12 protein-coding genes are annotated in these 13443 nt (G+C 70.1%); 5 read left to right on the top strand and 7 right to left on the bottom strand.

Annotated features, from left to right (window positions below; genetic code table 11):
• Positions 1-66 precede the first annotated feature (66 nt).
• Positions 67-1086 (bottom strand): oxidoreductase, encoded by a 1020-nt coding sequence (locus tag AB5J50_RS44320; protein ID WP_369264234.1) that lies wholly within the window; start codon positions 1084-1086, stop codon positions 67-69.
• A gap of 66 nt (positions 1087-1152) precedes the next feature.
• Here AB5J50_RS44320 and AB5J50_RS44315 point away from each other — a divergent pair, with 66 nt between their 5' ends.
• Positions 1153-2115: an FAD-dependent oxidoreductase gene (locus tag AB5J50_RS44315; RefSeq protein ID WP_369264233.1), complete on the top strand. Its 963-nt coding sequence runs from the start codon at positions 1153-1155 to the stop codon at positions 2113-2115.
• A gap of 10 nt (positions 2116-2125) precedes the next feature.
• Here the strand turns inward: AB5J50_RS44315 and AB5J50_RS44310 are convergent, their stop codons facing one another.
• Together AB5J50_RS44310 and AB5J50_RS44305 are read right to left on the bottom strand one after the other, a co-directional pair.
• Positions 2126-3412, bottom strand: a complete 1287-nt coding sequence (locus AB5J50_RS44310) for a M14 family metallocarboxypeptidase (protein ID WP_369265679.1) — start codon at positions 3410-3412, stop codon at positions 2126-2128.
• On the bottom strand, positions 3412-5373 hold the full coding sequence (locus AB5J50_RS44305) for a Xaa-Pro dipeptidyl-peptidase (protein WP_369264232.1): 1962 nt from the start codon (positions 5371-5373) through the stop codon (positions 3412-3414). The genes AB5J50_RS44310 and AB5J50_RS44305 overlap by 1 nt, the downstream gene beginning before the upstream one ends.
• A 182-nt stretch (positions 5374-5555) precedes the next feature.
• Between AB5J50_RS44305 and AB5J50_RS44300 the strand changes: the two genes are divergently transcribed.
• A complete protein-coding gene (locus tag AB5J50_RS44300) occupies positions 5556-7055 on the top strand; it encodes a M1 family metallopeptidase (protein ID WP_369264231.1) in 1500 nt (499 codons plus the stop codon).
• Positions 7056-7097: 42 nt separating this feature from the next.
• Here AB5J50_RS44300 and AB5J50_RS44295 read toward each other — a convergent pair whose 3' ends face one another.
• Both AB5J50_RS44295 and AB5J50_RS44290 read right to left on the bottom strand, forming a co-directional pair.
• Entirely contained in the window at positions 7098-8021 is a 924-nt protein-coding gene (locus AB5J50_RS44295; RefSeq protein WP_369264230.1) for an adenosine kinase, read from the bottom strand.
• A 176-nt stretch (positions 8022-8197) separates the two neighbouring features.
• Positions 8198-8677: a macro domain-containing protein gene (locus AB5J50_RS44290; protein ID WP_369264229.1), complete on the bottom strand. Its 480-nt coding sequence runs from the start codon at positions 8675-8677 to the stop codon at positions 8198-8200.
• 163 nt (positions 8678-8840) lie between these two features.
• Between AB5J50_RS44290 and AB5J50_RS44285 the strand changes: the two genes are divergently transcribed.
• Positions 8841-9539 (top strand): MerR family transcriptional regulator, encoded by a 699-nt coding sequence (locus AB5J50_RS44285; protein ID WP_369264228.1) that lies wholly within the window; start codon positions 8841-8843, stop codon positions 9537-9539.
• Positions 9540-9569: 30 nt separating this feature from the next.
• Here AB5J50_RS44285 and AB5J50_RS44280 read toward each other — a convergent pair whose 3' ends face one another.
• Both AB5J50_RS44280 and AB5J50_RS44275 read right to left on the bottom strand, forming a co-directional pair.
• Positions 9570-10331, bottom strand: coding sequence for a hypothetical protein (locus AB5J50_RS44280; RefSeq protein WP_369264227.1), 762 nt, complete (start codon positions 10329-10331; stop codon positions 9570-9572).
• Positions 10332-10400: 69 nt separating this feature from the next.
• Positions 10401-11126 carry an SDR family NAD(P)-dependent oxidoreductase gene (locus tag AB5J50_RS44275; RefSeq protein WP_369264226.1) on the bottom strand — a complete coding sequence of 242 codons (726 nt, stop codon included), beginning with the start codon at positions 11124-11126 and terminating at the stop codon, positions 10401-10403.
• A gap of 138 nt (positions 11127-11264) precedes the next feature.
• Here AB5J50_RS44275 and AB5J50_RS44270 point away from each other — a divergent pair, with 138 nt between their 5' ends.
• Together AB5J50_RS44270 and AB5J50_RS44265 are read left to right on the top strand one after the other, a co-directional pair.
• Entirely contained in the window at positions 11265-12320 is a 1056-nt protein-coding gene (locus AB5J50_RS44270) for an ABC transporter permease (RefSeq protein WP_369264225.1), read from the top strand.
• Between the two features lie 54 nt (positions 12321-12374).
• Complete coding sequence (locus tag AB5J50_RS44265) at positions 12375-13442, top strand: sugar ABC transporter substrate-binding protein (RefSeq protein WP_369264224.1); 1068 nt, start codon at positions 12375-12377, stop codon at positions 13440-13442.
• Position 13443: the final 1 nt, after the last annotated feature.

The following is a 13443-nucleotide window of genomic DNA, read 5'->3' as shown; positions in this document are numbered from 1 at the left end:
AGGCCGATCCTAACGGCCCGGCGCCCTGGGCCGCGCCGCGGTTTCCACCCGCCCGATCCCTGGTGATCACCGTGCCATGGCCTCCACCAGCACACTCCCCGATGTCCGTGCCACGATGAACGACTCCCCCTTCACCGCCTTGGCATCCAGCGCGACCCGGTGCCGGCCCGCCTCCAGGATTCCGTCGAAGACCTCGTGCGCGTGGGTGCGGTACAGGCGGTCGAGCCGGTACGCGGTCAGCTGGACCCGGCAGGTGGAGGTGACCTCGATGCCCGCCTCGCCGTCGGTGGCGACCAGGCGTGTGAGACGGCGCAGCTCCCGCGGGCTGCGGTCCAGGGCGTGCTCGATCTGCGCGACCAGGAGCGGAACGATCGGGGCGAGGCCCTCGACGTACGCGACGTCGACGCCCGCGCGCCGGAAGGATTCCCGTACGGCGGCACGATCGTCCTCGGAGACGGCTCGGCCGAAGGCCACCGCGCCGTATGCGCGGAGTTCTTCGACCGAGACGTCCGTGGTGTCGTGGGCGATGTCGGCGCCGATGCCGATGGTGCGCAGGGCGGCGGCGAGCTTGGCGAGCAGGGCGACGCGGGCGCCGATGAGGAGGACGCGGCGGCGGGGTCCCGCATCGGTGTCGAGGAGGGAGTTCAGGGCGCTGCGGTACTCGGCGCCGTGGAAGCGGAACGGCCCTATGCCGTGGTAGCCGTTGAGCTCCAGGTCGGCCCGTTCGTCGGTCTGCCAGGCGAAGTCGCGCCATACATAGTCGTCACCGTCCTTCTCGATGACCGCCGTGACGGCACCGCATTCGAGGCCCTGGCACTCGGGGCAGCCGTAGATGACGTACCGGCCGCCGTCGAGCGGAGCGTCGGCCTCCAGGAGGAGGCTGCGCACCTGCGCGGTGAAGATCGCGGGTGGCACGTCGGAGGCGAGCGGGGACACCGCGTCGAGGTCGGAGAGCTGGAACAGCAGCGGGCGCCCGTCGACGATGAAGTCGACGAAGTCCCGGTGGACTTGGTAGTCACCGTTGGCGAGGACTCCACCGGCACGCATCGCCGGTGCCAGGCCGAAGGTCGCGTACTCGGCAGACATGCTGTGAGTATCCCCAGACTGGGAGTGATGTGAGCACGGCATGACATATTCCGCTACGGTCCACGCGTGAAGAGCTCTCGCGGCAGTGAAGTGATCGTGGTCGGCAGCGGTGTCATCGGCCTGACAACGGCCGTTGTCCTGGCCGAAGCGGGAAGGCGGGTACGGGTGTGGGCGCGGGAGCCCGCCGAGCGGACCACCTCGGCGGTTGCCGGCGCATTGTGGTGGCCGTACCACATCGAGCCCGAGGCGCTGGCCGGAGAATGGGCCCTCATATCACTCTCCGTGTACGAGGAGTTGGCGGCCCGGCCCGACGAGACGGGCGTACGCGTGGTCGAGGGCGTACAGGGCGAGACACGGCTGGACTCGCTGGGCCCGTGGGCCGCCCGGGTGCCGGGGCTGCGAGCGGCGACGGACGAGGAGTACGCGGGAACGGGCCTGTGGGCGCGGCTGCCACTGATCGACATGCCGGTGCATCTGCGGTGGCTGCGCGAACGCCTCCTGCGGGCGGGAGGAACGATCGAGGAGCACACGGTGACGGACCTCGCGGAGGCTGGGGCGCCGGTCGTCGTCAACTGCACGGGGCTGGGCGCCCGCGAGCTCGTACCCGATCCGGCCGTACGGCCCGTGCGCGGGCAGCTCGTGATCGTGGAGAACCCCGGTGTCCGCACCTGGCTCGTCTCGACGGACCCGGACGCCGGGACGACCACATACGTCTTCCCGCATCCGGACCGGCTGGTCCTGGGCGGCACGACCGACGACGACGCATGGTCGCTGACACCCGACCCGGCGGTGGCGGCGGAGATCGTCAAGCGGTGCGCGGGGCTGTACCCGGAGATCGCCGGGGCGCGCGTGCTCGACCACCGGGTGGGGCTGCGGCCGGTGCGCGACACGGTCCGGCTGGAGCGCGAAGTGCTGCCGGACGGGCGGGTGTTGGTGCACAACTACGGTCATGGCGGTGCGGGCGTCACGGTGGCGTGGGGGTGCGCGCGGGAGGCGGCCGGGCTCGCCCGCCCGGCCGCCTCCGCCTGAGTAACCGTCCTCAGCAGGCATTCTCGGGCTCCCCGGCCGTGAGGTGGTACGGCGCGCGCTCGTCGAGGAGCAGGGGGACGAGGACGCGCAGGGACTGCCGCAGGGGTACGAGAACGCCGCCGCCGTCGCTGTCCGGTCGTACGCGCACGCCGTGCAGGGCGAGTCGGTCGCGCACGTCCGCGTACTGGTCCGCGGTGAGCCGGTAGCCGCAGGGCGGGTCCTGGATCACCTCGGCGGGTTCGGCGGGGTCGTTGTCGGCGCCGCCGAGGTAGACCGGGCCGGTGTCGCGGTAGCCCGCGAGCCGGGCCGCGCTCGTGGCGGCCGCGACCTGTCCGCCCCGTTCGCCCGCGAAGCCGAACAGGCCGCCCAGCGCGGCCAGTTGGGAATGGACGCGACGCCGGTTGTTGAGCGCCTGATCGGCCTTCTCGGCGTCCGTCATCGGATCGACGCGGCTCTCGATGAGCAGTCCGGCCGCGTGTTTGACGCCCGACATGTTCCGCAGGATGCGCTCCTGCCCGTCGCCGGCGGTCTGTTTGACCGGGTCGCCGGTCACGGGGTCGGTCCAGATGCCGTACGTGCCCGTCGAGTACCCCGACTCCTGGGCGGCGGGCCGTACATAGTCCCGCGACAGGGTCTCCGCCTCGTCGTGCACGACCGTGTCCGTGTTGAGGTTGCGCGGCCAGAGGTCGAAGAGGTCCTTGTCGTAGTACTTGGGTGTGGCGCCGTACTCGTGCAGGTCGTAGACGACGTCGGGCTTACGGTCGCGCAGGACCGTGGCCATCGCGCGGGCCTCGGCCGTCCTGAGGGCGAGGTGGTCGCGGTTGATGTCGACGCCGTCGCCGTTCTCCCGGGTGTCGGCGGCGCGGCCGTCGGGGTTGGCGGTGGGGACGACGAGCACGGTGGCGCTCTTCAGCAGTTGCCGGGTGCGCCGGTCCCTCGCGTACGCCAGGTCGCGGATCGTCGTGAGACAGGCTTCGCGGCCGGACGGCTCGTCGCCGTGCTGGCTGCACACGAGGAGCACGGTGGTGGCCGTGCGGTGCGTGCCGATCCGGACGAGCTGGAGGGGGCGGCCCTGCTTCGTGGTGCCGATCCGGGCCATGGACACCTGGTCGCTCGCCTTGTCGACGGCGGCCAGGAAGTCCTGCTCCTCGGGCTCGCTGGTCCAGCGTGCGCCGTCGGTCCGCTCGAATCCGGTGCGCGGCGGGGTCTGTGCCGCGTACGCCGGTGCTGTCGTCAGGGGCGCGGCCAAGGCCGTGACGGAGACCGCCACGGCCAGGGCGCGGATGCGTAAGGGGATCAACGGGTCTCCCCCGGGACCCGGACGGCGGTGCGCGGATCGCGTACGCCGTCGAGGACGGAGGCGGTCGGCGTCGCGGCCGAACCCGCCGTCGCCCTCGTGAAGGAGTCGGCGCCGCCGACCAGCGGGACGCGGGCCGACGTACGGGACAGGTCGAGTGTCAGGGTCGGCGTACTCGACGGAGGATCGATGAGGTCCTTGTCGGTGCCCGCGACGATCAGCGCGAGCCGGTGGCCCTTGGGGACGACATGGTCGGTGGCGGCCAGGTCGAGGGTGATGGTGTACGCCGTGCCGGGGGTGAGCGCGACGCCCTTCAGGTCCGAGGCGTAATTGCCGAGATCGGCCCAGCCGCGGCTGAAGACGTTGAAGTCGACGTCGGTCTTGTTCGCCTGCGTCTCCTTGAAGCAGGCGCTGTCGCCGGTCGCGCTCGCGCCCCAGCAGGTGCGGTCGGTGAGCGTGGTGATGCCCTCGCCGGAGGCGGCGTAGTCGCGGATGGTGTCCGGGCCGAGGTCGACGAGTACCGCGGAGAGATGGGCCGTCGAGGTCGTCGGGGTGGCGGTGACGGTCACCTTGGAGGAGCCGGACAGCCGCAGGTCGTGCGTGAGCGGCTTGGTGACGAAGCCCGCCTTGCCGGGGGTCGACTGGTCGATGTGCGCGGCCCAGTCGGTCTCGCTCAGCTGCGGGTCGTCGGTGAACGTCTCGGTGCCGGAGCCGGTACGGAGGCCGAGGGTGCCGACGCCGGCCTCGGTGCCCGTGCCCGGGCGCAGGGTCGTCGTCGCGGTGGTGCGGGGCGGCCAGACGCTGGAGGTGACCCACTGGTCGGGGTGGCGCTCGATGTCGGCCATGGGCTCGTCGTCGATGCCGTTGTCGTAGCCGAGGAGTTCGTGGTCGAACCAGCGGTGCAGGGTGTCGACCCATGAAGCGCGGCGGAAGTCGAAGGGGTCGACGTGGCCGGTCTGGGAGAGCCAGATCTTGCGCTCGACGCCGTTCTTGGCGAGGGCGCTCCACCACTGGCCGAAGTTCTTGGTGCGGACGTTGAGGTCCTGCATGCCGTGGACGAGGAAGACGCTGGCCTTGACCTTGCTCGCGTCCTTCACGTAGTCGCGTTCGGTCCACAGCGAGGTCCAGTCGCCGGTGCGCGGTGCCTCGTCGACGAGCTTCTGCTGGACGGCGGCGCACTTGGCGCGGGCGTCGGGGCTGTCGACGTAGTCGGAGAGCCAGTCGGGGCCGGAGTCGTAGAGCGGGGCGCCCTTGGCGAAGTAGTAGTCGTACCAGGAGGATATGGCGCTGATGGGCACGATGGTCTTCAGGCCCTTGACCCCGGTGGCCGCGACGCCGTTGGCGACGGTGCCGTCCCAGCTCTTGCCGATCATGCCGGTGTTGCCGTTGGTCCAGGTCGCCTTGGCCGTGGCGCTGCCGGTGCGGCTGCTGTAGCCCTTGGCCCGGCCGTTCAGCCAGTCGACGACCGCCTTCGCGGACTGGACGTCGGAGCGTCCGCCGACGTCCACGCAGCCGTCGGAGCGGCTGGTTCCGGCCAGGTCGACGCCGACGAAGGCGTAGCCGCGCGGCACGAAGTAGTTGTCGTAGAACAGCGGCATCTGGACGACGTCGCCGTTGGCGTCGTACGTCTTCTTCTGGCCTTCGTTGCCGCGTCCGCAGCAGGAGTAGTAGGGGCTGGCGTCCATGATCACGGGTATCTTGCGGCCCTGCTGGGCGAGTTCGCGGGGCCGGACGATGTCGACGGCCACGCGGTCGGGCTTTCCGTCGCTGTCGCCGTCGAGGCCGGTGTCCACCCAGACGGATTCACGGATCGCGTTCTCGTACGAGTAGACCGGGGTGCTCTCCCGTGGGGCGCCGTGTGCGGCGACGGGGGTGAGGAAGGCGGCCATCAGGGCGGCTGTGGCCGCCGTCGCGAGCGATCTCCAGGTCGTGAAGCGCCTGCGGCGCGCTGGTATCGGCATGCGCGGAAGGTACCCCGGTCAACTCCCGTACAAAAGAGGGTCTGTGAAAGGACTGTGGGGCTCGATCGCTCATGTCGGCCGAATGGCGATCGTGTGACAGGGGTGGCCGTGGACATGACCGGGGCCACAGGGACTGAATAGGCTCCGGACAGACTTCATGCCCCTACCACTTGGAGCTTGACGTGCACCGCAGACTCATCGCCCCGGGCGCGCTCGCGGCCTCCCTCCTGCTGGCGATCCCGGCATCGGCGGCCAGTTACTCCCCCGGGGCGCCGGGCATCGGCGACCCCTACTACCCGGCCTACGGCAACGGCGGCTACGACGTCTCGCACTACGATCTGCGGCTCAAGTACCAGCCGCAGACGGACGAGCTGGAGGGCACGGCGACCCTCCTGGCCACCACCACACAGGATCTTTCGCGGTTCGATCTGGACTTCCTGCTCGATGTGAGCGAGGTGCGGGTCAATGGCGCGAAGGCGTCGTTCGCGACCTCGGGTCAGCACGAGCTGGAGATCACTCCGGCGAACCCGCTGCCCAAGGGCACACCGATCACGGTCGTCGTGCGCTACAGCGGGGTGCCGTCCACGAAGAGCGCGTACGGCTTCTCGACCTGGCACCGCACTCCGGACGGGGCGGTCGCGGCGGACGAGCCCGAGGCGGCCTGGTGGTGGTTCCCGAGCAATGACCATCCGCTCGACAAGGCCACGTACGACGTGTCGGTGGCCGTCCCCGACGGCACCCAGGCGATCTCCAACGGAACGCTCCAGTCGACGAGTTCACGGCTCGGCTGGACCCGCTACAACTGGCGCTCCAACAAGCCGCAGGCCACCTATCTCGCCACGCTCGCGGTCGGCAAGTTCGACATCACGACCGGGAAGACGTCCGACGGTGTCCCGATCATCAACGCGTACAGCAAGGACCTCGGCGACAACGACGGGGCGGCACGGGCGAGCGTCGAGCGGACCGGGGAGATCGTCGACTGGCTGACCGGGTACTTCGGCCCGTATCCCTTCAACGCGGTCGGCGGATACGTCCCGAACACCACCACCGGGTACGCGCTGGAGACGCAGACCCGGGTGTTCTACAGCCCCCGGCAGTTCGCGAACGGCTCCAACACCTCGGTCGTGGTTCATGAGTTGACGCATCAGTGGTACGGCGACGATGTGTCACTGAAGGGCTGGAAGGACATCTGGATCAATGAGGGCTTCGCGCGGTACGCGCAGTGGCTCTGGTCGGAACACGAGGGCGAGGGGACGACGCAGGAGCTCGCGGACTACGTGTACGCCTCGCATCCGGCCGACGACGCCTTCTGGACGGTGAAGCCCGGCGACCCCGGTCCGGACGACCAGTTCGACATCGCGGTCTACGACCGGGGCGCGCTGGCGGTCCAGGCGTTGCGCAACGAGGTCGGGGACGACGCGTTCTTCGCCATCCTGAAGGGGTGGCCGAAGGATCACGCGTACGGGAACGCGTCGGTCGGCGACTTCCAGAAGTACGCCGAGCAGGTGTCCGGCAAGTCCCTCGCCTCGCTCTTCGACACCTGGCTGTTCCAGCCGTCGAAGCCTGCGGCACCCGCGGCGCAGGGCGCGTCGATCGCACGGAGCTCGGCGAAGGCGGGGGCTCCTTCCCAGCCGAAGTCGTGGAAGAAGATCGAGGCGACGAACGACCTGCACGCCGAGTAGGGGACGGCAGGGCGGCCCGGGGGTACGACCATCCCGGGCCGCCTAGTGCGTCACGGACGCCGACTCCAACTCGGCTACCTGGGTGAGGAGTTCATCCCTGCCGATCGCGTCGGTCCGCGTCGACGGCACGGTGCAGGCATGGGCACCGGCCACCGCGCCGTAGCGGGCGCAGCGCTTCGGCGGCTCACCGCTCAGCCGGCCGAAGATGAAGCCGGCCGCGAAGGCGTCGCCCGCCCCGTTCGTGTCCACCACCGGCGTGCGGGGCGCGACCGCCGGGATGTGGGTCACCTCGTCGTCGGCCAGCAGGTACGCGCCGTCGGCTCCGGCCGTGGCGACGACCACCTCGGCCCGGCCCCGCTCGACGATCCGGCGCATCGTCCGCTCCGGGTCGGCCAGGGCGGTGGCGGACAGGAACACGACGTCGGCGGCGTGGGCGAACGGCTCGTGGTAGGGGTTGGCGCCGTCCCAGTCGTGCAGGTCGGTCGACAGGGTCACCCCGGCCTCCCGCAGCGCCGGCAGCGCGAAGGCGCACGGATAGGTGATGGAGACATGGGCGTGGCGGCTCGCCGCGGCCAGAGTCCGGACCGTCTCCTCGGGCAGCCGGTCCGACTCCCGCGAGCGGCTCTCGTCGTACAGCGACAACCGGCGCCCGTCGGGGCCCACGAGGTTGACCGCGCGCTTGGTACCGCCGGCCTGGAGGGCGTCGGTGAGCGCGATGCCCCGGTCGCGGTGCAGTGCGCGGACCAGCTCGCCCTCGTGGTCGTCGCCGATCAGGTCGAGGTGGTGGGTGCGCAGGCCGAGGGCGTGCACGCCGAGCGCCACGAAGTCCCCGGTCTGGCCCGCGCGGGTCTCGATGCCGGGCCTGATCATGTAGCTGTCGGCGAACGGGAGCGGCAGTTCGGGGACGTGGACGATCGTGTCCACGCCCGCGCCGCCGAGGACGAGGACGTCGATGTCGCGGCTCATGGCTCTTCCTCCCGGATCCTCTCGGGCTCTCTCGGGCTCTCTCGGATGCGAGCCGTGAGTCAAGCAGGCTCCGCCGATCACGGCAAGGACTTGCGCAATTTTCCGCAACTTCTTTCATCTGCCTGCCTGTTGAGGCCGGTCGAGACTGTCCGCTGTTCGCATGCTTTCGCCGCGGCTCAGTCCCCGTGGTCGTACACCGTGACCGCCACCCCCCGCTTCACCAGCCGCTCGGCTATGAGCGGCTCCACGCGTGACCACGTGCCACCCGCGAGGCCGCAGCCGATGCGGGGCATATGGACGGAGGCGCCGAGCTCGGCGGCCTTGCCGACGACCCGTCCGAGTGCCGTGTCGATGGCCTCGTAGCGCACGGGAACCCCCTTGCTGCCCGTGCGTATGCCTCGCTGCCCCACCAGGTTCGCCACCCACACGTACCGGTCGACCTGGACGAACTGGGCGGCGCCCAGGCCGAAGTCGTTGTGCGCGCGGTCCCGGTGCCAGGCGCGGTACGCGGCCTCCGGCTCCGGCCAGCGGCGCGAGACGGCGAGCACGAAGCCCTTCCCCCATCCCCCGATGTCATTGCAGACGTGGGCGATCACCTTGACGCCCTTGCCCAACGGAACGGTGGCGTCACCCCGGACATATGTGATCTCCGACATGACGCCACCGTAGGCGCTGCCACTGACAGTGGCCTGTGACCGGGGAGTTCGACAAAGTCGACGGACGCTTTCACAACACCGGTGAGACAGCAATACTGTTGCACCGCGTCGCCTCCGGGCCCGGAGCCGGACGCGGCACGACCCGGAAAGGCGAGGACCTGCCATGACGACGGACACCGAGGAGCCGACGCTCACGGTCGACGAGTTGGCCGCGCGGGCGGGTGTCACGGTCCGTACGGTCCGCTTCTACAGCGCCAGGGGCCTGCTGCCGCCGCCCGTCATCGGACCCCGGCGCGTGGGCCACTACAGCCAGGAGCACCTGGCCCGGCTCGCGCTCATCGAGGAATTGCAGCACCAGGGCATGACGCTCGCCGCGATCGAGCGCCATCTGACGCAGCTGCCGCCCGGCCTGAGCGCCCACGACCTCGCCATCCACCGTGCCGTGGTGGCCTCCTGGGCGCCCGACGCGGCCCAGGACGTGACGCGCGAGGAGCTGGAGCGGCGGGCCGGGCGTTCCCTGGGCGAGGAGGATCTGGAACGGCTGGCCGCGATGAACGTCATCGAGCGGACCGCGGACTCCTTTCGCGTGGACCCGGGGCTGCTGCGGCTCGGCGTACAGCTCCTCGACGTACCGCTCGCGCACGAGACGATCCTCGCGGCGCGGACCGTGCTGCTGGAGCACTCGCGCGCGGCGGCCCACGAGTTGTCCACGCTGCTGCGTGAAGCGGTGGGCGGGCGGGAGTCCGTCGCGGCGGTGAAGTCGCTGTCGGCGCACATGCAGCCGCTGGTGGTGCAGGCGCTGCTGACCACGTTCCAGCGCTCGCTCAAGGAGGAACTGCGGGAGTGGCTCAAGGAGTCCTGAGCCACTCCCCCCGCCCTACGCCATCACGTCCTAGGAGACCTTGAGCCCCGCCGCCGACGCGGTGGGCGTCTCGTCGGCGGCGACCTGCCTCAGCCGCTCGGCGTACATCCGCGCGAGACCGGCCAGCGTGTCGGAGGCACCCGCATTCACGAAGTCGGTGTCGTCACGGTAGTCCAGGGTGCCGATGAACTTCCCCTGGAGGATCACCGTCTCCCGGACATTCGCGTCGGACGCGGACTTGAACTGGAAGGTGACGCTTGCGGCATCGTAGGTCGCCGCGTCGAGCACCTGGTACTTGCTCGCGCTGTTGCGGATGTGGCTGTCCCAGGAAGTGAAGGCCTTCTTGGCGGCCCGCGCGTTGCTGTACACGATGACGTCGAAGCTGGTGATGTCCGTGCCTCGGTACCCGACGTCACCGTGTGCCACGGCGTTCTTGCACTTCGAGGACGGATCCTTGCAGCTCGTGGGGGCCTTGGCGCGGCTGGAGAGCGGTGAGGTGACGGTGCGCAGCGCGGTGGGCATGCTGTCGGCGGGCGGCAGCACGGACTGCGCCTGCCGGGCGCCGCTCAGCGACCCGACGCTCTTGCTGCTCGATCCGCCGCTCGTCCCACCGCTGGTCCCGCCGATGGTGCGGCTGCGGGAGGTGGACGACTTCCCCCGGCTCTTCTTCTTGTTCTTCTTGCCCTGGCATCCCGTGAGTGCGAGCGACAGGACGAGGACGCCGACTCCGGCTCCTCGCAGCACTCGCTTGGTGGTGCACCGCACGTACGGCCCCTCCGTTGGCGTGATCATGATCTACGGCAGCCTAGGACGTGGGAGGGGCCCATCCGGTTGCGTCGCCGGCGAACGCACAGAAAACCCTCACAAGTAGGCCGATCCGCCTGCCACGTTGAGGGTCTGACCGGTCAGGAATCCGCTGCCCGGGTCCACCACGTACAAGAGGGTGGAGACGAGGTCGGACGGCTTCTGGGTCCTCGGTACGGCCTGCTGGGCGCGGACGTGCTCGAAGCCGCCGTCCGCGCCGACGGTCCGCTCGGCGGTGGCGGTGCGGACCATGCTCGGCGCGATGGCGTTGACGGTGACGTCGTACGGCCCCAGCGCGGAGGCCAGCGCGCGCGTGAAGCCGATCAGACCCGCCTTGGAGGAGACGTACGCGACCATCGTGGGCGGAGCTGTGAGGACGGCCGCCGAGGTGATGTTCACGATCCGGCCCCGGCCCGCCGCCTTGAGATACGGCAGGGCGGCGCGGGTCACCAGGAACGGCGCTTCCAGGTTCACGCGCATGATCCGCCGCCAGTCCTCTGGAGTGATGTCCTCGAAGGGCGACTCCGGGTAGACGCCCGCGTTGTTGACGAGCACGTGCAGGGTCCCGAACCGGTCGATGACGCGCTCCAGCGCCGCCCCGATCTGTTCCTCGTCGGTGACGTCGGCGATCAACTCCACATAGTCCAGCACCCGTTGGACCGTCTCGGGCTGCGGGACGAGATCGATCCCGGCGACCCGGTATCCGCGCCCGGCGAGCGCGACGGCGAATTCCTGCCCGAGGCCCTGTGCCGCTCCGGTCACCAGGGCGGTACGTGTCTCCATGGGCCGAGTGTGATGACCCGTCAGCCACCCGGCAAGAGCGCATTTCACTCGCTGGAACGGCCCTGTTGCCGTGGGCGTTCGCGGGGCCCACGCTGCGGGGCGACCGCCCAGCGTCAGCCGTACCGGGAGCCGTGCCCGATGACCGAGACCGAGCGTGCCGTGGACGACGCCGAGCGCGCCCGCGAACAGGGCGGCGGACGACGGCAGTTCGGGGCGATCCCGAGACGGCTGACCCGTGGGGTGCTCGCGCGGCGGCTGATCAGGGACGAGCTGGGCGTGCTGATCGTGCTCGGGCTGCTGATCGCGGGCATCGGCATCCCGTACCCCGATTTCCTCGACAGTGACAACCTGCTCACCACCGCCCACAACTCCGTCTACATCTCGCTGATGGCGTGCGGGATGGTCTTCGCGCTCGCCATGCGCGAGGTCGATCTGTCCGTCGGCGGCACCTACGCGATGTGCCTGGTCGTCGGCGCCCTGCTGGTGCGGGACGGTACGCCGCCCTGGCTGGCGGTACCGGTGATGCTGGTCACCGGTATCGCCCTCGGTGTCTTCAACGCGCTGGTCACGACGTTGCTCGCGCTGCCGTCGTTCATCGTGACGCTGGGCACGCTGATGCTCTTCCGGGGCGTCGGGCTCGCGCTCGCCGACGGCAAGCAGATCACCGATCTGCCGCTCGACGACTCGTTCTTCACGTTCGCGGGCGGCGACGCCGCGGGGGTTCCGTTCGCGCTGTGGGTGCTGCTGGCCGTGGTCGTGGTGCTGGCGGTCGTGCTGACCCGGACGCGATTCGGGGCGCGAGTGCGGGCGATCGGGTCCAACCCCGACGCCGCCGCGTTCAGCGGCATCCCCGTCGTCCGCACCCGTATCCAGGCGCTCGCCCTGTCCGGACTGACCACGGCCTGCGCGGCGGCGCTCGCCCTCGCCTTCTACGGGGCCGGCGACCCGACGCTGGGCCAGGGCTACGAGTTGCAGGCCATCGCCGCGTGCATCATCGGCGGCACCCCGCTCGCCGGCGGTCGCGGCTCGGTGGTCGGAGCGGTGGCCGGCGCGATGATCCTTTCCGTGGTCGCCTCCGGGCTCGTCTTCTTCGAAGTACCCATCAACTGGACGTCGTTCGCGACGGGCGGGGTGATCCTCGTCGCGGTCGCGGCGGACAGCGCGCTGCGCCGTACGGGACGCCGACGCCGCTGAAATCCCCCTGGTCCGCAGCCTGTTCAGCTGTTCAGAGCCTGTTTGGAGGCCGTGATGCACCCCCGATTGCGTACGCTGCTGGCCGTGCCCGCCGCGCTGGCCCTCCTCGCCGCCGCCGGCTGCGGCAGCGGCAACGGCTCCGGCGGCAAGAACGGCAAGCTCGACATGGGTATCGCCGTGGCCAACATCAGCCTGAACTTCGCCCACGAGATGGTCCTCGGCGCCGAGAGCGCCGCGAGCCACGAAGGGAACGTGAACTTCAAGGCGGTCGGCCCGCCCAACACGGACGGGCCTGCCGAGGTGCAGCTGTTCCAGAACCTGACCGCCCGCGCCAAGGACGGCATCGTCCTGGAGAACCTCGACCCGCCGATCTTCACCCGGCCCGCCGCACACGCCGTCGACCAGGGCATCCCCGTCGTCGCCCTGGACACCTCGCCGACCGACGGCAGCAAGGTCGGCTTCTACGTCGGCAACGACAACTACGCGCTCGGCGAGCTGATGGCGAAGGAGGCGCTGAAGCGGCTGGGCAGCGCCCCGAAGGGACAGATCGTCATCGGCGTACCCAACCCCGGGACGCCGGTGCTGGACAACCGGGCCAAGGGCATCGCGGACACCTTCAAGAAGCAGGCCCCGAACGTCGAAGTCCTGGGCCCCTTCCAGACGTACAGCGATCCCGGGCAGAACTACAGCTCCTGGTCGGCGCAGGTGAACGCGCACCCCAAGGCGCTCGCCTTCCTCGGTGTCGGTGACGCCGACAGCTACAACCTCGCGAAGATCAAGAAGGCCGAGAAGGGCACCTGGCTCACGGCCGGCTTCGACGTCGACCCGAAGACCCTCGACGCGGTCAAGGACGGCTCGAACTTCGTCACCATCGACCCCCAGCACTTCCTCAAGGGCTATCTCTCCACGGCGATGCTGATCGAGGCCGTGCGCGACAACGACGGCAAGCTGCTCAAGGGCTGGTTCCTGTCCCCGGGCGGAGTCGTGGACCAGTCCAACATCGACGAGATCATCACACGGCAGAAGTCCCCGAAGGCGGCGTACGACTGGTACAAACCGACCATCGACAAACTGCTCGGAGACCAGAACGCCCAGCTCAAGCCCTTGAAGGACGCACGCTGAG

It is taken from the genome of Streptomyces sp. R35, assembly GCF_041053035.1.
GTDB lineage: Bacteria > Actinomycetota > Actinomycetes > Streptomycetales > Streptomycetaceae > Streptomyces > Streptomyces lutosisoli.
This window is presented reverse-complemented; position numbering and strand designations above follow the sequence as displayed.

Bases quoted from the DNA above. Each gene is read 5' to 3' on its own strand.
- AB5J50_RS44320 (WP_369264234.1), bottom strand. From the start codon at position 1,086: ATGTCTGCCGAGTACGCGACCTTCGGCCTGGCACCGGCGATGCGTGCC.
- AB5J50_RS44305 (WP_369264232.1), bottom strand. From the start codon at position 5,373: ATGCCGATACCAGCGCGCCGCAGGCGCTTCACGACCTGGAGATCGCTC.
- AB5J50_RS44295 (WP_369264230.1), bottom strand. From the start codon at position 8,021: ATGAGCCGCGACATCGACGTCCTCGTCCTCGGCGGCGCGGGCGTGGAC.
- AB5J50_RS44290 (WP_369264229.1), bottom strand. From the start codon at position 8,677: ATGTCGGAGATCACATATGTCCGGGGTGACGCCACCGTTCCGTTGGGC.
- AB5J50_RS44285 (WP_369264228.1), top strand. From the start codon at position 8,841: ATGACGACGGACACCGAGGAGCCGACGCTCACGGTCGACGAGTTGGCC.
- AB5J50_RS44280 (WP_369264227.1), bottom strand. From the start codon at position 10,331: ATGATCACGCCAACGGAGGGGCCGTACGTGCGGTGCACCACCAAGCGA.
- AB5J50_RS44275 (WP_369264226.1), bottom strand. From the start codon at position 11,126: ATGGAGACACGTACCGCCCTGGTGACCGGAGCGGCACAGGGCCTCGGG.
- AB5J50_RS44270 (WP_369264225.1), top strand. From the start codon at position 11,265: ATGACCGAGACCGAGCGTGCCGTGGACGACGCCGAGCGCGCCCGCGAA.
- AB5J50_RS44265 (WP_369264224.1), top strand. From the start codon at position 12,375: ATGCACCCCCGATTGCGTACGCTGCTGGCCGTGCCCGCCGCGCTGGCC.